Annotated in this window: 26 protein-coding genes and 1 pseudogene; 17 read left to right on the top strand and 10 right to left on the bottom strand. The window is 65.5% G+C overall.

Features of this window, described 5'->3' with window-relative positions; all coding sequences use genetic code 11:
• Nucleotides 1–11 precede the first annotated feature (11 nt).
• The gene (locus tag ABEA67_RS09515) at nucleotides 12–242 is read right to left on the bottom strand and encodes a hypothetical protein (RefSeq protein WP_345464398.1); all 231 of its coding nucleotides are present in this window, start codon (nucleotides 240–242) and stop codon (nucleotides 12–14) included.
• 121 nt (nucleotides 243–363) lie between these two features.
• Between ABEA67_RS09515 and ABEA67_RS09520 the strand changes: the two genes are divergently transcribed.
• Together ABEA67_RS09520 and ABEA67_RS09525 are read left to right on the top strand one after the other, a co-directional pair.
• Nucleotides 364–1068 carry an alpha/beta hydrolase gene (locus ABEA67_RS09520; RefSeq protein ID WP_345464401.1) on the top strand — a complete coding sequence of 235 codons (705 nt, stop codon included), beginning with the start codon at nucleotides 364–366 and terminating at the stop codon, nucleotides 1066–1068.
• Nucleotides 1069–1314: 246 nt separating this feature from the next.
• A complete protein-coding gene (locus ABEA67_RS09525) occupies nucleotides 1315–2376 on the top strand; it encodes a hypothetical protein (protein WP_345464404.1) in 1062 nt (353 codons plus the stop codon).
• Between the two features lie 272 nt (nucleotides 2377–2648).
• On the opposite strand, the gene ABEA67_RS09530 is transcribed toward ABEA67_RS09525, so the two are convergent.
• The 4 genes from ABEA67_RS09530 to ABEA67_RS09545 all read right to left on the bottom strand — a co-directional run bounded on the left by ABEA67_RS09530 (nucleotide 2649) and on the right by ABEA67_RS09545 (nucleotide 8508).
• Nucleotides 2649–3422, bottom strand: a complete 774-nt coding sequence (locus tag ABEA67_RS09530; RefSeq protein WP_345464407.1) for a hypothetical protein — start codon at nucleotides 3420–3422, stop codon at nucleotides 2649–2651.
• Entirely contained in the window at nucleotides 3423–4610 is a 1188-nt protein-coding gene (locus tag ABEA67_RS09535; RefSeq protein WP_345464410.1) for a zinc ribbon domain-containing protein, read from the bottom strand.
• 71 nt (nucleotides 4611–4681) lie between these two features.
• Nucleotides 4682–7753: a carbamoyl-phosphate synthase large subunit gene (gene carB, locus ABEA67_RS09540; RefSeq protein ID WP_345464412.1), complete on the bottom strand. Its 3072-nt coding sequence runs from the start codon at nucleotides 7751–7753 to the stop codon at nucleotides 4682–4684.
• A gap of 143 nt (nucleotides 7754–7896) precedes the next feature.
• On the bottom strand, nucleotides 7897–8508 hold the full coding sequence (locus tag ABEA67_RS09545) for a LysE/ArgO family amino acid transporter (RefSeq protein ID WP_345464415.1): 612 nt from the start codon (nucleotides 8506–8508) through the stop codon (nucleotides 7897–7899).
• 145 nt (nucleotides 8509–8653) lie between these two features.
• Between ABEA67_RS09545 and ABEA67_RS09550 the strand changes: the two genes are divergently transcribed.
• The 10 genes from ABEA67_RS09550 to ABEA67_RS09595 all read left to right on the top strand — a co-directional run bounded on the left by ABEA67_RS09550 (nucleotide 8654) and on the right by ABEA67_RS09595 (nucleotide 16562).
• Entirely contained in the window at nucleotides 8654–9790 is a 1137-nt protein-coding gene (locus tag ABEA67_RS09550; protein WP_345464418.1) for a pyridoxal phosphate-dependent aminotransferase, read from the top strand.
• A gap of 75 nt (nucleotides 9791–9865) precedes the next feature.
• Nucleotides 9866–10324, top strand: coding sequence for a hypothetical protein (locus ABEA67_RS09555; protein WP_345464421.1), 459 nt, complete (start codon nucleotides 9866–9868; stop codon nucleotides 10322–10324).
• Between the two features lie 256 nt (nucleotides 10325–10580).
• Nucleotides 10581–11855 carry an argininosuccinate synthase gene (locus ABEA67_RS09560; RefSeq protein WP_345464424.1) on the top strand — a complete coding sequence of 425 codons (1275 nt, stop codon included), beginning with the start codon at nucleotides 10581–10583 and terminating at the stop codon, nucleotides 11853–11855.
• A 2-nt stretch (nucleotides 11856–11857) separates the two neighbouring features.
• The gene (locus tag ABEA67_RS09565) at nucleotides 11858–12352 is read left to right on the top strand and encodes a GNAT family N-acetyltransferase (RefSeq protein WP_345464428.1); all 495 of its coding nucleotides are present in this window, start codon (nucleotides 11858–11860) and stop codon (nucleotides 12350–12352) included.
• On the top strand, nucleotides 12349–12873 hold the full coding sequence (locus ABEA67_RS09570) for a GNAT family N-acetyltransferase (RefSeq protein ID WP_345464431.1): 525 nt from the start codon (nucleotides 12349–12351) through the stop codon (nucleotides 12871–12873). The genes ABEA67_RS09565 and ABEA67_RS09570 overlap by 4 nt, the downstream gene beginning before the upstream one ends.
• Nucleotides 12874–12906: 33 nt before the next feature.
• The gene (gene argH / locus ABEA67_RS09575; protein ID WP_345464434.1) at nucleotides 12907–14316 is read left to right on the top strand and encodes an argininosuccinate lyase; all 1410 of its coding nucleotides are present in this window, start codon (nucleotides 12907–12909) and stop codon (nucleotides 14314–14316) included.
• Nucleotides 14313–14828 carry an HIT family protein gene (locus tag ABEA67_RS09580; RefSeq protein WP_345464437.1) on the top strand — a complete coding sequence of 172 codons (516 nt, stop codon included), beginning with the start codon at nucleotides 14313–14315 and terminating at the stop codon, nucleotides 14826–14828. The genes argH and ABEA67_RS09580 overlap by 4 nt, the downstream gene beginning before the upstream one ends.
• A 27-nt stretch (nucleotides 14829–14855) precedes the next feature.
• Nucleotides 14856–15362: a GNAT family N-acetyltransferase gene (locus ABEA67_RS09585; RefSeq protein WP_345464440.1), complete on the top strand. Its 507-nt coding sequence runs from the start codon at nucleotides 14856–14858 to the stop codon at nucleotides 15360–15362.
• Nucleotides 15363–15475: 113 nt separating this feature from the next.
• On the top strand, nucleotides 15476–15946 hold the full coding sequence (locus ABEA67_RS09590; protein WP_345464443.1) for a GNAT family N-acetyltransferase: 471 nt from the start codon (nucleotides 15476–15478) through the stop codon (nucleotides 15944–15946).
• Nucleotides 15947–16031: 85 nt separating this feature from the next.
• Complete coding sequence (locus ABEA67_RS09595) at nucleotides 16032–16562, top strand: N-acetyltransferase (RefSeq protein WP_345464444.1); 531 nt, start codon at nucleotides 16032–16034, stop codon at nucleotides 16560–16562.
• A 158-nt stretch (nucleotides 16563–16720) separates the two neighbouring features.
• On the opposite strand, the pseudogene ABEA67_RS09600 reads toward ABEA67_RS09595, so the two are convergent.
• Nucleotides 16721–17032: pseudogene (locus ABEA67_RS09600) on the bottom strand (four helix bundle protein); the annotation flags it as partial.
• A gap of 140 nt (nucleotides 17033–17172) precedes the next feature.
• Between ABEA67_RS09600 and carA the strand changes: the two are divergent.
• The 3 genes from carA (at nucleotide 17173) to ABEA67_RS09615 (ending at nucleotide 20323) form a co-directional block, all read left to right on the top strand.
• On the top strand, nucleotides 17173–18357 hold the full coding sequence (carA, locus tag ABEA67_RS09605) for a glutamine-hydrolyzing carbamoyl-phosphate synthase small subunit (protein ID WP_345464445.1): 1185 nt from the start codon (nucleotides 17173–17175) through the stop codon (nucleotides 18355–18357).
• A 176-nt stretch (nucleotides 18358–18533) separates the two neighbouring features.
• Nucleotides 18534–19271, top strand: coding sequence for a uracil-DNA glycosylase (locus ABEA67_RS09610; protein ID WP_345464447.1), 738 nt, complete (start codon nucleotides 18534–18536; stop codon nucleotides 19269–19271).
• A complete protein-coding gene (locus ABEA67_RS09615; protein WP_345464450.1) occupies nucleotides 19271–20323 on the top strand; it encodes a DNA topoisomerase IB in 1053 nt (350 codons plus the stop codon). Before ABEA67_RS09610 ends, ABEA67_RS09615 begins: the two co-directional genes overlap by 1 nt.
• Before the next feature lie 22 nt (nucleotides 20324–20345).
• Here the strand turns inward: ABEA67_RS09615 and ABEA67_RS09620 are convergent, their stop codons facing one another.
• The 4 genes from ABEA67_RS09620 to ABEA67_RS09635 form a co-directional block, all read right to left on the bottom strand.
• The gene (locus ABEA67_RS09620; RefSeq protein ID WP_345464453.1) at nucleotides 20346–20759 is read right to left on the bottom strand and encodes a VOC family protein; all 414 of its coding nucleotides are present in this window, start codon (nucleotides 20757–20759) and stop codon (nucleotides 20346–20348) included.
• Between the two features lie 20 nt (nucleotides 20760–20779).
• Nucleotides 20780–21238, bottom strand: coding sequence for a MarR family winged helix-turn-helix transcriptional regulator (locus ABEA67_RS09625; RefSeq protein WP_345464455.1), 459 nt, complete (start codon nucleotides 21236–21238; stop codon nucleotides 20780–20782).
• A gap of 78 nt (nucleotides 21239–21316) precedes the next feature.
• Nucleotides 21317–22429 (bottom strand): alpha-hydroxy acid oxidase, encoded by a 1113-nt coding sequence (locus ABEA67_RS09630; protein ID WP_345464458.1) that lies wholly within the window; start codon nucleotides 22427–22429, stop codon nucleotides 21317–21319.
• A 68-nt stretch (nucleotides 22430–22497) separates the two neighbouring features.
• Nucleotides 22498–22914, bottom strand: coding sequence for a VOC family protein (locus ABEA67_RS09635; protein ID WP_345464461.1), 417 nt, complete (start codon nucleotides 22912–22914; stop codon nucleotides 22498–22500).
• 56 nt (nucleotides 22915–22970) lie between these two features.
• Here ABEA67_RS09635 and ABEA67_RS09640 point away from each other — a divergent pair, with 56 nt between their 5' ends.
• The gene (locus ABEA67_RS09640) at nucleotides 22971–23567 is read left to right on the top strand and encodes a TetR/AcrR family transcriptional regulator (protein WP_345464464.1); all 597 of its coding nucleotides are present in this window, start codon (nucleotides 22971–22973) and stop codon (nucleotides 23565–23567) included.
• Nucleotides 23568–23632: 65 nt separating this feature from the next.
• Entirely contained in the window at nucleotides 23633–24043 is a 411-nt protein-coding gene (locus ABEA67_RS09645; protein ID WP_345464467.1) for a hypothetical protein, read from the top strand.

Consider the following 24043-nt stretch of genomic DNA (forward strand, 5'->3'; position numbering starts at 1 on the left):
CGTTTTGACGTTCAGCGCCCCGGCGTGTGCTGATCGTCGGGGATCGGGGGGGGAGACACCTGGTCGTCACCGTCCGGGATGGCTGCGCCCGTTTCCTCGTTGCCAGGGGTGCCTGTCTGTCCTGCCCCGCCCGCGCCGGTGATACCCGTCTCCTGCCAGCGCTCCTGCTGCTTGATGTAGCCCTCCTGCATCTGCTCGGCCTCGTTGCCGGTGTCGCTGCCATTGTTGCGGTTGTCGGTCATGCTCCGAGGGTAGGGGAGAGCCGCGGGGGGGAGGTGTGCGGCCTGTCAAGCCGGCCTTTATCCGGCCCCGGCCCATCGCCTGGCCCCGACGCCGGAGAATGGGGAAACGAGGGGTGCAGCCATGACAGGAAGACGCACAGAAGGAAGGGGAGGTCGCCTGACCGCGCGGCCCCGCCCCCTGGGGCCACCGGGGCAGATGCCGGGCGAGCGCGGCCTGCGACACCTCGAGTTCGGCGGGCGGCGGGACGGCCTGCTGTACGTGCCAGATACGGAGCTGACCCACCCCCTGCCCCTGGTCGTGATGCTGCACGGAGCGGGTGGCAACGCACAGCACGGGCTGGCTCCCCTGCTGCCCCATGCCGACGCGCATGGCCTGCTGCTCCTCGCGCCCGAGTCGCGCTCCTCCACCTGGGACGTGATTCACGGCGACTACGGTCCCGACGTGGCCTTTATCGAGCAGGCCCTCGCCCTCGTCTTCGAGCGGTATCCGGTGGACCCGGCCCGCATCGTGTTGGAAGGCTTTTCCGACGGGGCCTCCTACGCGCTCTCGCTGGGGGTGGGCAACGGTGACCTCTTCACGCACCTGCTGGCCTTCTCGCCCGGCTTCCTGGTTCCCGCCGGGCAGGTCGGCGCACCCCGCATCTTCATCTCGCACGGCGAGGGCGACCGCGTGCTGCCCATCGACCGCTGTAGCCGCGTCATCGTGCCCCGGCTGCGGCAGGCCGGGTACGACGTGACGTACCTGGAGTTTGCTGGGCCGCATATGGTGCCGGAGAACATCGTGGAAGCGGCACTGGGCTGGCTGGAGGAAAACCCAGGCGAGTAACAGGCTACCGGCAGACTGCCATGCCGTTCCGCTCGCTGGGCAGAGCTGCAACTTGGGCGTGGCCCTGAACAGCCCACCAACCTTCTGGCCCACAGCAGCCAAACCATGTGAGAAGTGAAAGAAGTACCCCGTAAAGGCTGGCAGGAGTAACCGAACCTTCACATGCTGGGTGCCTACCCTGAGCCTGAGGAAAAGCTCCATGCTCCTCGGTTCTGCGAGATGCATTCACACTCGGGAGGTTGACGCATGACGACTCTGGCACGCCGCACCCTGCTCACCGCTGCCCTGTTCCTCAGCCTGGGACCGGCCCTGGCCCAGACGGGTCAGACAGGGACGCCATCTCTGCCCGCGCAGACCACCCTCACGCTGCCCTCGGGCGACCTGACGCTGCCCTACCTGCCAGGGGCCACGCCCATCCGGAGTTTCAGGACGCTTACCGGTGTCGGGGTCATCTACCGCGGTTCCGTGGCCGACGCCCTTCAGGGGTACGCCCAGGCGCTGACCGCCGGGGGCTTCACCGCCAGTGACGCCTCCGCCCCCAGTGCTGGCACAACCGGGGCCACTGGGACGGCCACCACTGGTACGACGGACACGAGTACAACAGCCACCGGAACGGCAGGAACCACCGGCACGAGTACCGCTGCGACCGGGACGACGGGCACCACCGGCACCGCTCCGGGCACGGGCACGACCGACACGAGCACCAGTGGAACGGCAGCGGCAGGTACAGGTACGACCGGCACCGGGAGCACGGATACGAGCGCCGCAGGGACCACCACCGGCGGCACGGGAACCGGTACGACGGATACGAGTACCGCCGCGACCGGAACCAGTGGCACGACGGGCACCACCGGAACGACCGGCACGACCGGCACTGCGACGGGAACCGGGACCACCGGCACAGGCACCAGCGGGACAACGGGTACTGGAACGACGGGAACGGGAACCGGCAGCACGGATACGAGCACGACGGGTACAGCGGCCAGCGACACAACCGGAACCGGGACGACGGGTACAGGAAGCACCGACACGAGCACTGCCGCGACCGGAACGACGGGTACGATCGGGACCACTGGAACCGCAGGGACCACCACGACCAGCACCACGGGCGCTTCCAGCACGATCGGGACCGCAGGCACGGCAGGTATGTCCAGCAGCGCGACAGGCACCGGCCTGACGCAAGGGCAGGCCCTGACCTTCGAGCGGAACGGTCAGCGCGTTGAGGTGCGGGTCTGGGAAACCAACGGCTTTACCGTCGTCCTGCTCTCGCGGGTGGGCAGCGGGGCCATGACCGGTTCGGGCAGCTAACTTTCAGGACTCATTTCAACTAGGTGCGGGGGTAGACGGCAGAGGCGGTCCGCCCCCGCTGTTGTAGCGTTTGCTAGACAGTTCAGTTCATGACCTTCAGCCTGAGGCCAGGGTAGTTCCACACCCCACCCTCGCCACGCAGTGCCCGCCTTTCAGCTTCTGCTGCGGCAGGGGCGGGAGAGTAGGAAAACATCTGCTCTTCACCCCTCCTAGCCCACCCCACCGTCTGTCGCTGCGGTCTGTACTAGGGCGTGGAGAAAAGATCTAGGACTTTAAAACGACTTAAGCTCTATACTTCTCTCAACTTCAGCTATGCCCTTTGAAGTTAGCAGAGATTGGTTTCCTTGGCGGTGTGTTAGCGCGTCTCTTGACAATGGCTCAAGAAAGTCCGTTCTAAATCTAGTTGCATTGGAATAACCAGTCCATTTTTTTAAGTCCTTATCGTCAACCCATTGAGGATACTTCGCGTACAGTAACAGAAGGGTTTTATCTCTGTAGCTCAGATCGGTTCTGAGAATTTTTGGAAACCCACCGATTTCCTCTATAATTGGTATATGCTGATAGTTAATGCTTGCAATTAGATTAGACGACTCGGAAATTGATAAATTAGAATAAGATCTTATCATTTCACTAAAAATCCAAGTAGCTAACTCCATAACCAATAGAGAGTCCTGAAAGTTAGGATCAATGTTATTAGCTAGATGCGCGACGTTTCTTTTATTGCGTACGCCCATTAATATTCGACATGCTTTGGTTGTGAAGAATCTGAAGAATTCTTCTTGGGTGCCATCGCTTTCAAAGGCATTAATAACGGAGTTTGTGGTAGTTAAATGTGTTCCTAAAGGGGTGTAGGTGCCTGTGCGTAGGTGTTCGAATATCCTTACTAAAACTTCTCCAAATCTTCCGCCCGCAAGTTCTGTGGGTGAAAAGTGCCCAAGCCTAAAAGACCTTTTGATACTTATGTATTCGTCAATCAAAGCCTCTGATAGAATCTGAGGCACAGCAGGTTTGAGGGAATTAACCACTTTTTCCCTAGAAATATCCATCTATATCTGGATATCCTTCTCCCGAAGAATCTTTTGAACGAACTGCTCTCCCTCGGGAAGTAAAGATACAGTGCCGTCAGATTTTTGATGGATATGATTGGCTTTAGAGCGCTTCAGAGCTTCACTGTACCTCTTAAACTCACTACTGTAGCCACGCGTTGCGCTTAAAAGTCCGTACAAAACACGTATGTTAACATCTGGCATACCCTCAAAAGTTCTAAGAAGGTAAAGAGCGATTGCTGATAAGTCGTTATGGCTGAATTCGCGAGAATTAAGTTGAGATATCACTGGATATTTATCTAATAACTCACGCACCTTCTGCTTCTCTGCTTCGCCAAAGGCCGCGCCTCCCGCACGCTTTCGGGCCGGCGGCTTTTTGCTTGGTGTCATTGACGCGCCTACTACAAGAGGGTCTTGAAGCTCCTTGTCAACGGAGTCAAGAAATGAGTGAGCTTTGTCCTTAGGCTTCAATAAGCTTCCCGCCTCAACAAAGTAATCATTTTTGACTTGCTTTATATACGTTTTAAAGTTATTTTTGTCATAGAAACCACTCTTTTCTGCTGCTTGAATAATCGTTTCATCACTGGGCATTTCTTGAAACGCTACCTGATGGTCTAAAATATAAAAGAATATGAACCTCCTTTGTTGCTCACTCTGCCTTTTGCCTTTAAAATCATCTATAGTTGTGAATAACTTATTATCATCATCCAGTTCAAAACATAGAAGCGAAGGTGAGTTAATCCCAAGAATTGGCTGTTTCTGTCCTTCGTTTACTTCTGATGAGACAGACTCTATGTAGGAATGCGCTTCTAGAACCTTGGTAGTTGGTGGTGCCGTTTGAAATACTCGGCGCGGGTTGTTGTGTGAGGGCCTGCCTTGTGACGCCATTCCACCCAGAAGGCCGGAAAATGCAGGAGCAACACTTTGTAGGGCTGAATTGGAGAAGCTAATTCTAATTCTTCTCTTAGATCTACCAGTCTTTTCGTTGTTCTCCTCATCTAACTCGTAGGTGTTATTCTGTTGTCTATCTGTTTTGGGGGAAGGGAGATCGATACCGCAGGAAAGACACATATCAACATTGCTCTCAAGCGTCTCCTTACATTCGAGGCATCTTATCTGACTTCGACAATTTCGACAAAAGTTATTTTTGTCTTGATTTTCTGTCCCACAGTAGATGCACTCAAGCATGTTCCCCCCTGTACAACGTATTTCACCATGAATAGCACGAGAGGAAGGGGGTAGCAAGAAGGTTTGCAGGTTTACCCCACCCACTCCTGCAAACTCCTGACCCCCAACTCTTCCCCCTGCGCCGCCGCTATCGCCTTCGCCGTCCACTCCGCGCCTTCGTGGGTGCTGACGATGGGCTTGCCGCGTTCCAGGGCCAGGCGGAGGAGGGGCGAGCCGGTCACGTCGATGAGGAGGTCGGGAAGCTGGTCGCGGTTCTGCTCGCGGATGACCTTCAGGCCTGCGCCTTCCAGAGTGGCTGCCACCTCGTCCAGCCCGTCACCGAGGAGGAGCGCCGTGCCTTCGCGCGGCAGGTTGCTCTTGGCCCCAATCTGCGCGCGGAAGAAGGCCAGATACGGGTCGGCGTCGATGCCCATGCTCTCGCCCGTGCTTTTCATCTCCGGGCCGAGGATGGGGGAGACCCCCTTGAACTTCAGGAAGGGCAGGTGGACTTCCTTGACCGAGTACATCCCCGGCGTGGGCGTCTCGGTGAAGCCGATTTGCGCCAGTGTCTGCCCCACGGCGATGCGCGCGGCGCTCTTGGCGAGCGGATGGTTCACCGCCTTGCTGACAAAGGGCACCGTGCGGCTGGCGCGCGGGTTCGCTTCGAGGATGTACGCCACGCCGTCCTTCACGGCCCACTGCACGTTCATCAGACCCTTCACGCCCAGTTCCAGCGCGAGGCGTTCCGTGTCGGCCTTCACCCGCTCCAGCAGTTCGGGCGAGAGGCTCACCGGGGGCAGGATGCACGCGCTGTCACCCGAGTGGACCCCGGCGGCCTCCACGTGTTCCATGATGCCCGCCACCACGGCGGTCTCCCCGTCGCAGAGCGTGTCCACGTCCAGCTCCAGCGCCCGTTCCAGAAACTGGTCGAGCAAGATGCTGGGCTGCCCTTCCACGGCGGCATACACCTCGTCCAGGTAGGTGGTCAGTTCCTCCATGCTCCGCACCGTCCGCATCGCGCGGCCCCCCAGCACGTAGGAGGGGCGGGCCATCAGGGGGAAGCCCAGTTCGGCGGCGAGGCGCACGGCCTGCTCAGGCGTTTCGGCCACTTTCCCCTTCGGCTGGGGCAGGCCCAGGCGCTCGCACAGGGCGTTGAAGGAGGCGCGGTCCTCCGCCTCGTGAATCGTCTCGGGAGAGGTGCCGATGATGGGCGCGCCCGCATCCGCCAGCCGCTTCGCCAGCTTCAGCGGCGTCTGCCCGCCCAGTTGCACGATGACGCCCACCGGCTTCTCGTGCTCGACGATGTTCATCACGTCCTCGAACGTCAGCGGCTCGAAGTACAGGCGGTCGGCGGTGTCGTAGTCGGTGCTGACCGTCTCGGGGTTCGAGTTCACCATGATGGTCTCGTACCCGGCTTCCTGAAGCGCCCAGACGGCATGAACCGTGGCGTAGTCGAACTCCACGCCCTGGCCGATGCGGTTGGGGCCGCTGCCCAGGATGACCACCTTGGGCTTCTCGGTCTCGCTGACCTCGTCCTCCCACTCGTAGGTCGAGTAGTGGTAGGGCGTGTACGCCTCGAACTCGGCGGCGCAGGTGTCCACCGTCTTGTAGACGGGCGTGGCGCGGGCGGCCTTGCGCAGTTCGCGCACTTCCAACTCGCTCAGGCCCACCAGTTCGCCTATGCGCGCGTCACTGAAGCCCAGCCGCTTGACCTCGCGCCAGATTTCGTACTTCCACTCCCCAATCGGGCCGAGTTCGGTGATTTCCTTCTCGGCGTCCACGATTTCCTGAAGCTGGGACAGGAACCAGGGGTCGATGTTCGTCGCCTCGTGCAGCGCCTGCACGCCCTCGCCCCGGCGCAGCAGTTCGATGGTGGCCTCGATGCGGCGGGGGTTACCGTACAGCAGGCCGCGCAGTTCCTCGTCGCTCATCGCCGCAAATGCCCCGCGCACGTCCGACTCGGTGGAGCGCAGCGCCTTTTGCAGGCTTTCCTTGAAGGTGCGGCCAATCGCCATCACCTCGCCCACCGAGCGCATCTGGGTGCCCAGCGCGTCGGGCGTGCCGGGGAACTTCTCGAAGGCGAAGCGCGGAATCTTGGTCACCACGTAGTCGATGCTCGGCTCGAAGGAGGCGGGCGTGGAGCGGGTGATGTCGTTCGTCAGCTCGTCGAGGTGGTAGCCCACCGCGAGCAGCGCGGCAATCTTGGCGATCGGGAAGCCCGTCGCCTTGCTCGCCAGCGCCGAGGAGCGGCTCACGCGCGGGTTCATCTCGATCACGATGACGCGCCCGTTTTCCGGGTTCACCGCAAACTGGATGTTGCTGCCGCCCGTATCCACGCCAATCTCGCGGATAATCGCCAGGCTCTGGTCGCGCAGACGCTGATATTCCACGTCGCTGAGGGTCTGCGCGGGGGCCACGGTGATGGAGTCGCCGGTATGCACGCCCATCGGGTCGAAGTTCTCGATGCTCGTGATGATGACCACCGTGTCGGCGTGGTCGCGCATCACTTCCAGCTCGTATTCCTTCCAGCCCAGGATGCTCTCTTCGAGCAGCACGCTCGTCACCGGGCTGTCGCGCAGGCCGCCCTCGGTGATGGTCAGGAACTCCTCGTAGGTGTGCGCGATGCCGCCGCCCGTGCCGCCGAGGGTAAACGAGGGCCGGATGACGATGGGCAGGCCGATTTCCTTCTGGTACTCGACCGCCTCTTCCATGGAGTGGACCATCTGGCCGCGCGCCGTCTCCACGCCGATCTTCTTCATGGCGGCCTGGAAGGCCTCGCGGTCTTCGCCCTTGTGGATGGCTTCGGCGTTCGCGCCGATCAGTTCCACGCCGAACTCCTTCAGCGTGCCGTTCGCGTTGAGTTCCATCGCCAGGTTCAGCGCGGTCTGGCCGCCCAGGGTGGGCAGCAGGGCGTCGGGACGTTCTTTTTCAATCACGCGGCGCACGAACTCGGGCGTGAGGGGTTCCAGGTACGTGGCGTCGGCGAGGTCGGGGTCGGTCATGATCGTCGCCGGGTTGCTGTTGACCAGCACGACGCGGTACCCCTCCTTTTTCAGCGCCTTGAGGGCCTGCGTGCCCGAATAGTCGAACTCGGCCGCCTGCCCGATCTGGATGGGGCCGCTGCCGAGGATAAGGATCGTCTGGAGGTCGGTACGCTTGGGCATTCCGAGTCCTGAGCCTAGCACGCCGGAGGACAGGGAACGTGACGGCGGTCTGCAAGGTTATGCAGACGAATTGGAAACTGGAGCAGCGGTCCGGTCTGAGCCTGCCCCGCTGATGTTCCCCGGCCGGAGGGGAAGGGAGAGTGTCAGGGCCGCCTCAGCCCCAGCACCAGCCCCGCCGCCACCGCCCACATCGTCAGGCCCACCAGCACGTCCAGCACCTGCCAGGCGCGGGGCGAGCGCATCAGCGGCGCGAGGCGGCCCGCGAGGAGGGCCAGGCCGAAGAACCAGACCCACGAGGCGAGAACTGTTCCCGCCAGAAAGGCGTAGCGGCCGCTTCCGCCCAGGCCCGCGCTGGCCCCGCCCAGCAGCACGACGGTATCGAGCAGCGCGTGCGGGTTCAGGAGGCTGAAGGCCGCCGCGGTGGCGACGATGGCGCGGGGCGTGGTGACGCTTTGCCCCCCGGCCTCCAGTGTGACGGGCCGCCGCGCCGCCTGAAAGGACCGCCACCCGTACCCCAGCAGAAAGGCCGCCCCTGCCAGCGTTCCCAGCGTCGTCAGGGCCGGGTTGCGCGCGAGCAGCGCCCCCACGCCCAGCACGCCGCAGATGATCAGCAGCGTATCCGCCAGCGAGCAGACCAGCGCGGCCAGCCCCGCGTGTCGCCGCGCCAGCCCCTGCCGCAGCACGAAGGCATTCTGCGGCCCGATGGCGACGATGAGCGTGAGGCCCAGCGTCAGGCCGCGCAGGAAGGGAGGCACGCGGGAGAGGATAAGGCGCCTGTGCCCCGCCAACGGCTGGATCGCGCTGGCGCTGCTGGGCGGGTGCGCGGAGGAGAAGGGTCAATCGCCCGCCTGCCTAACCTGCCCTCCCGGACTGGGCTACCGCTGCGGCCAGACTGCCCCCATGCCAGACCTCTTGCCCCGTGCCCGGTCATCCCAGGAGAGTGTGTTCGCCCGCATGAGCCGCCTGGCCGCGCAGCACGGCGCGGTCAACCTGGGGCAGGGCTTCCCGTCGGGCGCTCCCCCCGCCTTTCTGCTGGAGGCGGCGCGGCGGGCGGTCGGCACGGCGGACCAGTACGCGCCCCCGGCCGGTCTGCCCGCGCTGCGGGACGCGCTGGGGGCCGACCTGGGGGTGGACGGCGCGGACATCGTGGTCACGACGGGCGCGACCGAGGCGATGGGCCTCCTCGCGCAGGCGCTCTACGGTCCCGACGACGAGGTGCTGATGCTCGAACCCGTCTTCGACATCTACCTCCCGCAGGCCCGGCTGGCGGGCGCGACGCCGGTCACGGTGCCCCTGCGCCTCACCGCGGAGGGCGGTTGGACCCTGGACCTGGACGAACTGCGCGCCGCCGTCACCCCCCGCACGCGGGCGCTGCTGCTCAACAGCCCGCACAATCCCACCGGGCGGGTCCTGACGCGGGAGGAGCTGGAGGCCGTGGTCACCCTGGCCCGCCAGCATGACCTGTGGCTGATCTCGGACGAGGTGTACGACGAGCTGTATTTCGAGGAGCGGCCCACCAGCCTGCGCGCGCTCGCGCCCGAGCGGACCTTCACAGTGGGCAGCGCGGGCAAGCGGCTGGAGGCGACAGGCTGGCGCGTGGGGTGGGTGGCGTGCCCGCCGGGGCAGGCAGGGCCGGTGGCGGCGCTGCGGCAGCTCGCCTCCTTCTGCGCTCCCACGCCGTTTCAGGTGGCGGTCGCGGCCGCCCTCCCCCTGGCACGGCAGAGCGGCTTCTACGAGGGCCTGCGGGAGGGCTACGCGGCGCGGCTGCACCTGCTGGCGCGCGGGCTGCGTGACCTGGGGGCCGAAGTCTTTCTCCCCGGTGGCACCTACTTCCTGATGGCCCGCCGTCCCGGCTGGGAGGCGGAAGTGCTGGTGGAGCAGGCGGGCGTGGCCGTGATTCCGGGAGAGGCGTTCGCACCGAGTCAGGCACTTCCCCCAGGGTTGCTGCGCCTGGCGTTCTGCAAGTCCGCCGGGGAACTGGAAGAGGCCCTGGCGCGGCTGGAAAGGTTCTGCCGCTCCCCGGCCTCACATGAATGAAACCTTAAAGAGAGACGGGCAAGCCGTAAAGGAACAGTCCTGTTTCCGCTTTCCCCGGTTGTTTATGCTCGCCCCATGAAGAACGCCCTGCTTGGACTCGTGGCCCTGACGGCCGTTTCCTCCGCCTCTGCTGCCTCGGTCGGCGGGTACCTCGGGACCGACGGCGGTCTGTACTACCAGACGGACCTCACGGGCACCTCGGCCATGCGCTACAGCATCAACGCGCTCAACCTGTTCCGCGGCGGCTCTGTCGGCGTGGGTGGCGAGGTGGCCTACCTGAACGACATCAGCGGCCAGAGCCTGGGCGGGCTGGCCCCCTACTACGGCCTGGGCCTGGGCGCGGGCGTGTCGCTGGGCAACAGCACCGGCGTGCAGCTGTACCCCCACGGCCTGCTGGGCCTGCGTTACAACGTGGCTGGTCCCTTCAGCGTCTTTGTCGAGGGGAATGCGGGGGTGCGCGTCGGCATCGGCTCGGGTGGGGGCGTCGGTGTGGGTGCAGGTGCCCGCATCGGTCTGGACTACCGGATTCGCTGAACCCTTTCTTCCGGTCCCGTTCCTTCCCCGGCCCGCGTGGTCGGGGATTTTGCTGGCCCGCCGCCCTTGACCCCGCCCGGCACGCCTGCTACCCTCTGCATAGCTATACGTAAAGAGCGTATATCCATACAGCAATGCCGACCCTGACCTCCCGACGCTGACGCCCTGGCCTTCCTCGATGGAAAGGCCGGGTGCTTCACGCCGGGAGCGGCTGGTTGTGCCGGACCCTCCCCCCAGAAACCGGAGAGAATGCAGCATGGCGAACGAACAGCAGGACATGAACCCTCAGAACCCACAGCCCCAGGACCGGCAGAAGATTGTGCTCGCCTACAGCGGCGGCCTCGATACCTCCATCATCCTGAAGTGGCTCCAGACCGAGCGAAACTACGACGTGGTGGCCTTTACCGCCGACCTCGGCCAGGGCGACGAGGTGGAAGAAGCGCGCGTCAAGGCGCTGAACACCGGGGCAGTCGCCGCCTACGCGCTCGACCTGCGCGAGGAGTTCGTGCGCGACTACGTGTTCCCCATGTTCCGCTCCGCCGCGCTGTATGAGGGCTACTACCTGCTGGGCACCTCCATCGCCCGGCCGCTGATTGCCAAGAAGATGGTCGAGATTGCCGGGAAGGAAGGCGCGGTGGCGGTGTCCCACGGCGCGACCGGCAAGGGCAACGACCAGGTGCGCTTCGAGATGACGGCCTATGCGCTCCAGCCCGACATCGTGACCGTGGCCCCATGGCGTGACTGGGACTTCCAGGGCCGCGCGGACCTCGAAGCGTTTGCCCACGAACACGGCATCCCGGTGCCCACCACCAAGAAGGACCCCTGGTCCACCGACGCGAACCTGCTGCACATCTCCTACGAGGGCGGCATCCTCGAAGACCCCTGGGCCGAGCCGCCCGCCCACATGTTCAAGCTGACCGTCAGCCCCGAGGAAGCCCCTGACCAGCCCGAGTACGTGGAGGTCGAGTTCGAGAACGGTGACCCAGTCGCCATCAACGGCGAGCGCCTCAGTCCCGCCGCCCTGCTGGAAAAGGCCAATGAAATTGGTGGGCGCAACGGCGTGGGCCGCATCGACCTGGTGGAAAACCGCTTCGTGGGCATGAAGTCGCGCGGCGTGTACGAGACGCCCGGCGGCACGCTGCTGTACCACGCCCGCCGCGCCGTCGAGAGCCTGACCCTCGACCGCGAGGTGCTGCACCAGCGCGACGCCCTGGCCCCCAAGTACGCCGAACTGGTCTACAACGGCTTCTGGTTCGCCCCCGAGCGCGAGGCCTTGCAGGTCTACATCGACCATGTGGCGCAGGCCGTCACCGGTACCGCCCGCCTGAAGCTCTACAAGGGCAACTGCACCCTGGTGGGCCGCAAGGCCGAGCGTAGCCTGTACGACAAGGACCTGGTGAGCTTCGAGGCGGGTGGCGACTACAACCAGCACGACGCCGGGGCCTTTATCAAGCTTAATGCCCTGCGGATGCGCGTGCAGGCGCGGGTGGACGCGAAGGCGGGGCGGCAGAAGGAAGTCGAGACGGTCTGACCGTGACGCCGCAAGTGAAGCTGCCCGCCGGATATACCCTCCGCACCGCCCTCCCTGACGACGCTGAAACCATCCAGGCCCAGCGTGATGCGATGTTCGCGGACATGGGCAAGGAGGTGCACAAGGTTGAGGCGGTGAGCGCCACAGCTCTGGGCTGGCATCGCCGCATGTTGCAGGTGGGCCTGTACGAAGGTGTCCTGATGCACGCCGGAGCGGACATTGTGGCGGGGGCAGGCCTCTTGTGGCGCGACTGGCCGCCCAATCCCGATACCGCCGAGCAGACGCGGGCATACCTGCTCAACGTTTACGTTCAGCCGCAGCATCGGGGTCAGGGGCTGGCGTGGGTGCTGGTGCAGACCTTGCTGACCCGGTGCGCCAGTCGGGGTGTGAACATCGTCTCCCTGCACGCCAGCGAAGCCGGACGCCCCATCTACGAAGGGTTAGGCTTTCGTGCCAGTTCCGAAATGGAACTGCTTTTGCCGGAGGGGATCTGTTGACTTCCTCCAGTGGCTTCACCCTCCACCCCGCTGTGCCCGCCGACGCCCCCGCCTTTCACGCCGTGATGATGACGGCGGGCATGGACCCACACAGCAGTTGGAGCCGCACGCGCGTGGAGGACGTGGCCTGGAGCCTGGAGCAGGGGGGAGGCTTTCTGGCCTGGCAGGGTGGGGAGGCGGTCGGTTGCGTGGGCTGGCGGCCCGACGGCCCGGACACGCTGACCCTCAACAAGCTTGCCACCCGCCCGGAAGCGCGCGGCCAGGGCATCGGCGCGGCGCTGGTGCGGGCGGTGGAGGAGGTCGCGGCCCGTGACGGCTACGCCCGCGTGCTGCTGGCCGTCAGCCAGTACAACCTGGAAGTCCTTCCCTTCTACGAACGTCTGGGATACCGGGTGGACCCGGCCGCCGTGTACGCCCACGCCAACCCGAGCAGTCCCCCGCCAGCGGTGCTGGTGAAAGCGGTCAGCTCTCAGCCGTCAGCTTTCAGCAGGGCGGATGCTGAAGCCAAAGCCAAGAGCTGACCGCTGATGGCTGAATGCTCCCCAAAGGACAACATGACCAACACAACCCAACAAAAGAAACTCTGGGGCGGCCGTTTTGCCGAAGCCACCGATGGCCTGGTCGAGCTGTTCAACGCCTCTGTTCCCTTCGACCAGCGCCTCGCGGAGCAGGACATTCGCGGTTCTCTGGCGCACGTGGCAATGCTGGGGCAGGTGGGCATCCTGACGGCGGAGGAGGTCGCGCAGATTCAGGCGGGGCTGCGGGGCATCCTGGCCGACATCCGAGCGGGCGAGTTCGAGTGGCGGCTGGACCGCGAGGACGTTCACATGAACGTGGAAGCCGCCCTGCGCGACCGCATCGGCCCGGTGGCGGGCAAGCTCCACACCGCCCGCAGCCGCAACGACCAGGTGGCCGTAGACTTTCGACTCTTCACCAAGGAGGCCGCGCTTGACCTGGCGCAGCAGACGCGGGCGCTGCGGGCGGTGATGGTGGCGGAAGCGGAAAAGCACCTCACCTCGGACGGGGGCGAGCCAGTTATCCTCCCCGGCTACACGCACCTTCAGGTGGCTCAGCCTATCCTGCTGAGCCACTGGTGCATGGCCTACGCCGCCATGCTGGAGCGCGACGAGGGCCGCTTCCGCGACGCCGCCGAGCGCATGGACGAGTCGCCGCTGGGCAGCTCGGCGCTGGCAGGCACGCCCTGGCCGCTTGACCGGCACGCCACCGCCGAGGCTCTCGGCTTCGCGCGCCCCACCGCCAACAGCCTCGACGGGGTGGGCAGCCGGGATTTCGCGCTGGAGTTCCTCTCCGCCTGCGCCATCCTGGCCGCGCACCTCTCGCGCCTGTCGGAAGAACTGATCCTGTACTCCACCTTCGAGTTCGGCTTCCTGACGCTGCCCGACTCGCACACCACCGGCTCCAGCATCATGCCGCAGAAGAAGAATCCCGACGTGTCCGAACTCGCGCGCGGCAAGGCGGGCCGCGTCTTCGGCAACCTGATGGGCCTGCTGACGGTCGTGAAGGGCACGCCGCTGGCCTACAACAAGGACCTTCAGGAGGACAAGGAGGGCGTATTCGACAGTTACGACACCCTCTCCATCGTGCTGCGGCTCTATGCCGACATGCTGCCGAAGACGGTCTGGCACGCGGCGGCCACGAAGGCGGCGGCGGCGCGGGGCTTTTCCACCGCGACCGACCTCGCGGACTTCCTCGCCCGCGCGGGGGTGCCCTTCCGCGAGGCGCACGAGGTGGTCGGCGGGCTGGTGGGCCTTGCTAGCCGTACCGGGCGGCAACTCTGGGACCTGACCGACGAGGAGGTGCAGGCCGCTCACCCGCTGCTGACTGCGGAAGTCGCCCGCGCCCTCACTGTCGAGGAAAGCGTGAGGGCACGCCGGAGCTACGGCGGCACGGCCCCCGAGCGGGTGCGCGAGCAGGTGGAGGCGGCGAAGGCGGCGCTCTCGTGAAGGTGACGGTGAACCTGGACGGCACTCTCTTGCAGAAGCGGGAGGAGGAATGGCGCTCCTTTCTGGCGCACCCGAACGAGAATCCCCTCGTGCCGGATGCGGCGGGCCGCCTGGGCGGGGAAGGCTGGACCATTCAGAACGACCTCTGCGTCTACAGCCAGCTGCAACCGCAGTACGCCGAGGGTCTGCCTTTCTCCGGCATCATCGTCACCAAGCGCCCCTGCACCACCGTCTTCGACCTCACGCCCGAAGAAGCCGCCGCTACCCACGCCCTGCTTGCCGAGGTGAGGGCGCACCTCGACGCTGTCGTGCGGCCCGACGGGTACACGGTGGGCTGGAACGTCTTCCCGGCGGGCGGGGCGCACATCCCCCACGTTCACCTGCACGTCATTCCGCGCTGGAACACCGATGCCTCGGCGGGGGCCGGCCTGCGTTTCTTCCTGAAGGAGGCCGCGCGGGAGGCGGAGCGACGACGGAGGCCCGAACAGTTCACCCTCCCTGACTCCACCTGACCCTCACCCCTTCCAGGAGGCCCCGACATGACCCTGACCCCAGTGCCTATCAACACCATGCACGTCAAGCTGCGCCAGGCCGCGCCCGCCGACTTTCCCACCATCCTCGACCTGCTGACGCGCTGCGGGCTGCACACCTCCAGCGTGACGCCGCAGGGCAGCACCTACTGGATCGCCGAACTCGACGGCGTGCCGGGCGGCTGCATCGGCCTGGAGCATAGCGAGGGGGCCTCGCTGATCCGCTCGGCGGCCGTGGTGCCCGAGGCCCGCTCGCAGCGCCTGGGCCGCGCGCTGGTGCAGAGCGCCCTGACCCACGCCACGCTGCGCGGCGACCGCACCGTGTACCTGTTCAGCCAGGAAGCGGGGGACTACTGGAAGCGCTTCGGCTTCGTGCCCGCGAGCGCGGAGGAAATCGCCGCCGCGCTGCCCGAGGCTCCGCAGGTGAAAAGCGGGGTGCTGAGGGGCTGGATTGCCGACGAGCAGGCCTGGAAGCGTGAGCTGCCCGTCTTCGGGGAGGGCCGGGGCGGTGCCTGACCTGGTTCTGACCTCCTCCCGCGCCAGCTTGCGCTATGCTGCGCGCACTCAAAATCCAGCCGTGCCGGTTGTCCGTGGGGGCGACGGCACGACCGAACCCGGAGGGCATACCCATGACCGATTCGAACGTTCAGATTCGCCTCGCTGGTCCCCAGGACAAGGACACCGTGACCCGCGTCTTTCACGACGCCGGGCTGGACACCGAGGAAGCGCTGGCCCCCAGCACCACCTACTGGGTGATGGAGCGGGGCGGGCAGCCGGTGGGAGCCATCGGCCTGGAGCATGGGGACGGCGCGTCCCTGCTGCGCGGCGCGGCGATTGTGCCCTCGGCGCGCGGGGGTGGCCTGGGCCGCCGCCTGGTGATGAGTGCTGTGAACTACGCCCAGGGCCGCGGCGACCGCGCCATCTACATGTTCAGCCGTGGCGGCGACTGGGGCAACTTCGGCTTTCAGCAGGTGCCCCTCGCCGTGGTGATGGGCGAACTGCCCGACGCCCCCCAGATTCGCGCCTACCGGACCCGCAGCGAGCGCCCCGGTGGAACCACCTGGATGCGGCCGCTGGACCAGAACGTCAGCCGGGCGTAGGGGGGGAGGCGGGACGCGGTGCGCGGTGCGCGGTCGTTGAACTCCCCGCATCCCGCGTACCGCGCACCGCGCACGGGGGTCACCCATGACCCTCCTCGCCCTCGATTCCATCGCTGTTCCCGACCTGCATCCGCAGGCCCCGCTGCATACCCGTAAGGCGCGCCTCTCCGACATCGACGCCGTCCATGAGCTGATCGGCTATTGGGCGGCGCGGGGGCTGATGCTGGTGCGCTCCAAGGCGTTGCTGGCCGAAACCATCCGCGATTTTCACCTCGTGATTGCCCAGGCGCACGAGGGGAAACCGGGGGGGCTGGCGGGCGTCTGCGGCCTGCATATGCTCGCCCCCGACCTGGCGGAGGTGCGCGGCCTCGCCATTCACCCCAACATGCAGGGGCGCGGGCTGGGCAAGCAGCTCGTCGAGGCCTGCGAGCGCGAGGCGCGGGACATCGACCTCCCCGCCCTCTTCGCCTGGACCTACCAGCAGGGCTTCTTCGAGAAGTGCGGCTTCGTGCGCATCGACAAGACGAACCTTCACCCGAAGGTGTGGAGCGAGTGCCAGCGCTGCGCGTTCTTTGAGAACTGCAACGAGATTGCGATGTTGAAGGAGCTGGGGTGAGGGGCGGCCGGCAGCCAGCTTCCAGACGCCAGCTAGGGCGGGGCGCAGAAAGGTTGCCGTTTTTTGGCAACCTCTCCGAGCGAAGCGAGAAGCGCAAAAAGGGCGGCGCGCAGTGGAGTGGACGCCCAAGACGCGCGGCAACGCAACGGAGCGCCGCCCTAGGGCTTGAGTTTGCGACGAAAGCCGGACAGCAGGCGGCGAACCTCGCTCAGTTGGTCAGCAACGGCCTGATATTCCGGCTCCGGAATGTAGCCGAGGTCGCGCGCCAGCAGAAGCTGGTATTCCGCCTCGTTCGCGGAGCCACCTGCTATCTCCAGAAATCGGGCAAAGTCCGTATCACTGGCTCTTCCAGCACCTTCAGCGATGTTGGAGGGAACAGAAAGCGCGGCGCGCCGCAACTGGCTGCTCAGCCCAAACCGCTCCTCAGGTGGGAAGGCTCGTGTGAGGGCATAGACGTTGAGTGTCAGTGCGTGGGCCTTTTGCTACACCACAAACTGTCGGTAGTCACGCATGCCTCAGCCTAAGTCCCTTATGCTGGCTGCTGGTGGCTGGCTGCTGGCCGCCTCACGCCATAAAACGCGTCCCGTGAGGCGCGAATGGAGGTCCCCCTATGATCAGAAAAGAACGCGCGATTCTGGCGCTGGAAGACGGCACGGTGTATCGCGGCTACGCCTTCGGGCACCGCGGCGAGACGGTCGGGGAGGTCGTGTTCAACACGTCCATGACCGGCTACCAGGAGATCATGACCGACCCCAGCTACAACGGGCAGATCGTGACGATCACGTATCCGCACGTGGGCAACTACGGCGTGGCGATCTACGACATGGAGAGCAACAAGCCGTATGTGCGGGGCTTCATCAGCCGCGAATTCTCCGGCGACTACTCCAACCACCGCGCGCAGCAGTCGCTGGAAGCGTTCATGCAGCAGTACGGCGTGGTGAGCATCCAGGGCATCGACACGCGCGCGCTGGTGCGGCGGCTGCGGACGGGCGGCGTGGTCAAGGGCGTCATCGCCCACCGCTCCTACACCCACCCGGAAGACCCCTACGGCGAGTTCACGCCCGCCGAGGAACAGGTCTACGTGCAGCGTGCCCGCGACCACCAGGACATCGACGGGCACGACATGACCCGCGAGGTCACGACGCCGCTGCCCTACGCCTTCCCGACCCTGCGGCACGGCAAGCGCGTGGTGCTGATGGATTTCGGCATCAAGCACACCATCATCGAGCGGCTGTCGGAAGTGGGCATCGAACCCATCGTGGTTCCGGCGCACACCACCCCGGCGCAGATCATGGCCCTCCAGCCGCACGGCCTCTTTCTCAGCAATGGCCCAGGCGACCCCGCCCCCCTGGAGTACGCCCACAAGACCGCCTGGGAGCTGATGGGCCTGCTGCCCACCTTCGGCATCTGCCTGGGGCACCAGATTCTGGGCCTGGCGGCGGGCGGCCAGACCTTCAAGATGAAGTTCGGGCACCGCGGTGGCAACCAGCCGGTCAAGAACCTGCTGACCGGCAACGTGGAAATCACCTCGCAGAACCATGGCTACGCGGTGGACATCGACTCCATCCCCAACGGTGCCTTTGTCGCCACCCACGTCAACCTCAACGATCAGACGCTGGAAGGCATGGCCCACAGCCGCTACCCGGTCTTCTCGGTGCAGTACCACCCGGAGGCCAGCCCCGGCCCCCACGACAGCCGCTACCTCTTCGACCGCTTCATCGAGGAAATCGACGCTTTCGACGGCGCGAACGGGACGCCGGTAGAGAAGGCGTCGGCGGGGCGGCTGGGGGTGTAGACGGGGTCATGAGCCGTGAGCTTTGAGCTATGAAAAAGACTGCCCCCGCCAAAGCTGAGGCTTCCGGGTGCCGGTTCATAGCTCACCGCTCATAGCCCATAACCTCCTCCAGCTTGAGCGTTCCTTGAGCCGCCCATGCCCCGACCCGCCCGGCGCGGGAGACTGGGAGGCAGCCCATGAGCGACCCTGCCCCCCTGTTCAATCCGCCCCCCGGCACCGACACCGCGCCGCCCGTCCACCTCCCCGGCGGCTGGGACGAGGTGCTGAAGGGAGAGACGAGCCAGCCTTATTTCCGCGACCTGTGGGCCTTCGTGCAGCGTGAGCGGGAGGCGGGGCCGGTGTTTCCCGCGCCGGAGGACATGTTCAGTGCCCTGCGGCTGACGCCGTACGAGAACGTCAAGGTACTGATTCTGGGCCAGGACCCCTACCACGGGGCGGGGCAGGCGTACGGCCTCAGCTTCAGCGTGCGGCCCGGCGTGCGCCTGCCGCCCAGCCTCCAGAACATCTATAAGGAACTGCGCGAGGATGTGGGCTTCAGGCCGCCGAAGCATGGCTCCCTGGTGTCCTGGGCGCGGCAGGGCGTGCTGCTGCTCAATGCGGTGCTGACGGTCCGCCAGGGCGAGGCGAACAGCCACGCGGGCAAGGGTTGGGAACAGTTCACCGACGCCATCATCCGCGCCGTGAACGACAAGCCCGAGCGGGTGGTGTTCGTGCTGTGGGGCGCGTATGCCCGCAAGAAGGCCCGGCTGGTCACGAATCCGCAGCACGTCATCATCGAATCCGCCCATCCCAGTCCCCTCAGCGTGACGAAGTTCATGGGTACGCGGCCCTTCAGCCGGGTGAATGCGGCGCTGGAGGAGGCGGGCGAGACGCCCATCGACTGGCAGCTTCCCGCCGAGCCGGAGGTGGCGTGATGGCGGGCCGCACCGACCTCCTGCAAGACGAGTACCTGCACCGTGAGGGCAGCAAGCCCGAGGAGTTCCGCTACTTCTGGCCGGATGGCGAGGAGTACACCGATGAGGAGGGCCTCGCCCGCATCGCCTCGCTGGCCGTGCCGCCCGCCTATGAGGGCGTGTACGTCTCGCCCGACTCCGACGCCGAGTTGCAGGCGTTTGGCCGCGACGCCGCTGGCCGCCTCCAGTACCGCTACCACTCCGACTTCGTGCAGGCGGGGGCGCTGAAGAAGTGGCAGCGGCTGGCGCGTTTTGCCGACGCCCTGCCCACCCTGCGCGCCGTGACCGCCGCCGACCTGCGGCTGTCGGGGCTGCCCCGGCGCAAGGTGCTGGCGGTGATGACGCGGCTGCTGCACGTCGCGCACTTCCGGGTGGGCAGCGACACCTATGCGCGGGCGCACAAGACCTACGGCCTCTCCACCCTGCGCCAGCGACACGTGAAGGTGTCGGGGCAGGACATCACCTTCAAGTTCCGGGGCAAACACTCCATCCTTCAGGAAAAGACGGTGCGGAACCGCACGCTGGCGACCAACATCGAGCGGCTGCTCGAACTGCCCGGCCCCTGGCTGTTTCAGAGCGTGGATGACGGCGAGCGGACCCGTGTCCGCGCCGCCGACCTGAACGCCTACCTGCGCGAGGTGATCGGCCCCTTCACCGCCAAGGACTTCCGCACCTGGGGTGGCACGCTGGTCGCCGCCGAGTTCCTGGCCGAGGCGGGCGCGCCCGAGTCCGAGCGGGCCGCCCGCAAGACGCTGGTGGAATGCGTCAAGTTCGTCGCGGACGACCTGGGCAACACGCCCGCCGTCACGCGCGGCAGCTACATCTGCCCGGTCATCTTCGACCGGTATCAGGAAGGCAAGGTGCTCGACGACTATGAACCCCGCGCGGGCCGCACCGAACCCGAACTGGAGGGCCTGACCCGCGCCGAGGCCGCGCTGAAGCGGATGCTGGAAAGCGAAAAGGCGCTAAGGACGAGAAGGGGGAGGAAGAAGAAGGAGCCGGAGGCGGCCTGAACGGCCAATGACCCGGCGCAGTTCAGGGCTGTCTGGCCTCTTCCACGCCCTCCGGCACCGTGACCCACTGCACCAGTTGCACAATCACGCCGTTGGGGTCCGAGACCTGAAAGTACCGCTCGCCCCACGGCTCTGTCTCGATCGGGGTGACCACGCGCACGCCTTCTGCCTGCAAGCGCGCGTACTCGGTGTCGATGTCGTCCACCACAAACACCACCAATAGCCCCTGCCCGGCGCTGCCGGCGATGTGGGGCGGCTTGAAGGTGGACAGGCCCGTCTGGAGGAAAATCAGGTTGAAGCCCGCATCGCCCCGCTTCAGGGACGCCACGCCTTCATACTCCATCTCCTGCACGAAGCCGAAGTGCCGTTTCAGGAACTCGGCGGAGGCGTGAACGTCCGGCACGTTCAGCGAAATGGCCGACTGGGTGATGTGCATAGGTGTTTCTCCTGTAGGCATCAGGTCGCTGGCAGGGTGTCCTGTTCCAGACGTTCACTCAGCACCCGGAGCGTCTCCAGCGCCGCGCGGAGGGCTTCGGGGGGAGAGACCTGGCCGATGTGGTTGGCCCACTGCGCCTGGGCCGGAATGAGGCTCGCGGCGACCTCCCTTCCTTTCTCCGTGAGCTGTACCAACCGGGCGCGGCGGTGCCTGGGATTGTCCATATAGGTCAGAAAACCTTCCCGTTCCAGCGCGTCGGTCTGCTGCTGCACGCTCTGCCGGGCCAGTCCCATGACCCGGCCAATCTCGGACACGGTGACAGGACCATGTTCCACTACGCCCAGCACCTGCCAGCGGGCGCTGGTGAGGCCCAGCGGGGAGGTCAGGCGAGCGCCCGCTTCCAGCAGCAGACCATGCAGACGAAAGACCTCCAGCAGCAACTCCGTGAAGGCGGCTCCCTCCGCCGTGAGGTGGGTCATGGAAGGCAAGCTTATTGTCTTGACAGGTACCTGTCAAATAAGCTGAAAGACCTATGGCGGTGGTATGAATCCGTTCGTCTACACCCGCACCAGGTCCCGCCCCACATCCCCAATCTTCTGCTTCCCACACAGTGCCAGCGCCAGCCGCACCTCGTCGTGCAGGAGGTCCAGGGTGCGGCGCACGCCCGCCTCGCCTGCGGCCGCCAGGCCCCACAGCGCGGCCCGGCCCAGGAAGACGGCCTTTGCCCCCAATGCCACCGCCTTCAGCACGTCCGTCCCGCGCGTCACCCCGCCGTCGAGGTAGACCTCCACCTGGCCCTGCACGGCGTCCACCACCTCGGGCAGCGCCTCGATGCTGCTCACGGCGGTGTCGAGTTGCCGCCCGCCGTGGTTGCTGACCCAGACATGCGCGCCGTGGTGGGCAGCCAGCAGGGCGTCCTCGGCAGTCAGAATCCCCTTCAGCACGATGGGAAGGGACGTGACCGAGCGCAGCCAGGCGAGATCCTGCCAGCTCAGGGTCTTGTCCACCAGCCCCTGGAAGTAGTTCACGAGCTGCGAGCCGGCCTCCGATTCCATCCCGGCGAGCTGCTCGCGGCTCCCCGCGTTCGGCACGCCCAGATGCGGCGGCAGGGCGAAGCGGTGGCGTTCGTTCGGCTCGCGGCGGCCCAGGAAGGGCGCGTCCACCGTCAGCACCAGCGCCCGCGCGCCCGTCGCCTCCGCCCGGCGCACCACCTCGGCGCTCACCTCGCGGTCGGTGTAGAGGTAGAGCTGGAACCAGAAGCGGCCCGCGGCGGCCTGCGCCACATCCTTGATGGGCGTGTTGCTGAAGGTGCTGAGGGTCATGAGGCTGCCCGCCGAGGCCGCCGCCCGCGCCGTCCCTACCTCCGCCTGCGGGTGCGCCAGGCCGTGAAAGGCGCTGGGCGCGATGCCCACCGGGGAGCTGAGGGGCAGCCCCAGTACCTCCGTTCGCGCGTCCACGTTCGACACGTCCACCAGCATTCGGGGCCGCAGACGAATGGCGCGGAAGCCGGCGCGGTTGGCCGCCAGTGTCACCTCGTCGTTCGCGCCGCTCGCGTAGTACTCCAGGGCGTTGCGGTCGAGCCTGGAGCGGCCCAGCGCCTCGATGTCCGCGAGGTTCACGGTCCCGTCCAGTTCGGGCACGTTCGCTTCCGGCAGGTTGGGGGTGGTCATGGGTCAGGGTAACAGGGCGTGGATAGAGAGAGCCGAAAAAGCATGTGGCTCCCCACGCCAACCCAAGGTTAGCCCAGGCCGTTTTGCCGAAGCCAGTCCTGATTGGGTGGAATCTGTTGCAGCACTTCGACAATGACGCCATCCGGGGCCTGGATTTGGAGCCGCCGCTGTCCCCAGGGTTCGTCGGTAGGGTTCATGAGGAACGTCAGCCCGGCATCCCGGAGGCGTTTTGCTTCGGCGTCGAGGTCCACGACGACCAGCGCCAGCATGACCCCCGAGGTCCTCTTGCCCTGAAGATGGCGGCCCGCCGCTGCGTGGTCCTTGCTCAGGAGATCAAAAAACAGGCCGGAATGGTCTGGATGTTGCAGGCTGACGAACCATGGCAACTCCGCCGTGGGCTTGAATCCGAAGTGCTGGATGTAGAACTGGGCACTTTCGAGCGGAGTGTCGCTCAGGACCACCAGACTGATGGCTTGGGTTAGCATCGTCCTTCCTCCAATTCACTACGACTGTACCGGTACGCCTGGAGTAACGTCAAGCCATGCGCCAGAACGCTGCCCGCCGAACGCTCCTGCTCGATACCGCCATTCACCTCCTGGCCTGCGAAGGAGCGCGCGGTCTGAGCTACCGGGCCTTGGATAACGCCGCCGAGTTGCCCACCGGAACGGCGTCGAACTACTTCCGTCACCGTGCTGATCTGCTGCATCAAATCGCGCTTCACATTCACGAGCGCCTGATGCCTGATCTACAGTGGCTGGAAGAAATCTTGCAGAAAAGAACGGGGCAGGAACTCTACACGGCCCTGCTGGAAAATCTCGTGGAACGCGTCCTCCGGGAACAGCACACCTCCCTGGCCCTGCTGGAACTCCGGCTGGAGGCTACCCGGCGTCCTGAATTACGTGCTTCTCTTTTCAGCACGGTCAGGCACAACATTGGGTGGAACCAACGCTTCAGCGAGGAACACGGGCTGACCCTGCGTGCCGAAGACTTCGTGCTGATGTACCTGGCAATCAGCGGACTGCTGGTTGAAGAATTGACCGTGCCGGGCGTGCTGGCACCGTACACAAGAACGGAGCTGGTCCAGTCCCTGGTCGCGCGATTCCTGCCGAGCAAGACCGGGGAAGGCGGGCTTCGGTAGACCAGGCCCCGCGTGGAATGGCGGCAGGACCGGGCGGCCCCCGCCGCGCTTGCTACCCTCTTGCCATGACGACTTCCGATGCCCAGGTCCGGCAAAAGCTCACGGCCCTCGCCCAGAGCCTGCGCGCCTTTCACTCGGCGCTGCTGGACTTCGCCAAGGGCGAGTACGAGTTCCTGCACGGCCCGGTGAAGGGTCCCTTCGCGCTGTACTCGCTGGTGATGAACGACCCCTCGTTCCAGTGGCTGCGGCCCCTCTCGGGCCTGATGGCGACACTTGACGAGGTGCTGGACCAGAAGGACACCACGCTGACGGAGCGCAATGTGGCGGACGTGCGGCAGGCACTGGGCCTGCTATTTGCCGACACGGACACCCGCTTTGCCGACTTCCGCGCCGGGTATGCCCGCGCCGGGGGCGACGCCCGTGTGCGCGAGACTGAAGCCCGCTGGCGCGAGACGCTCAGCAGCCTGGAGGCCTGA

It is taken from the genome of Deinococcus carri (genome assembly GCF_039545055.1).
Lineage (GTDB): Bacteria > Deinococcota > Deinococci > Deinococcales > Deinococcaceae > Deinococcus > Deinococcus carri.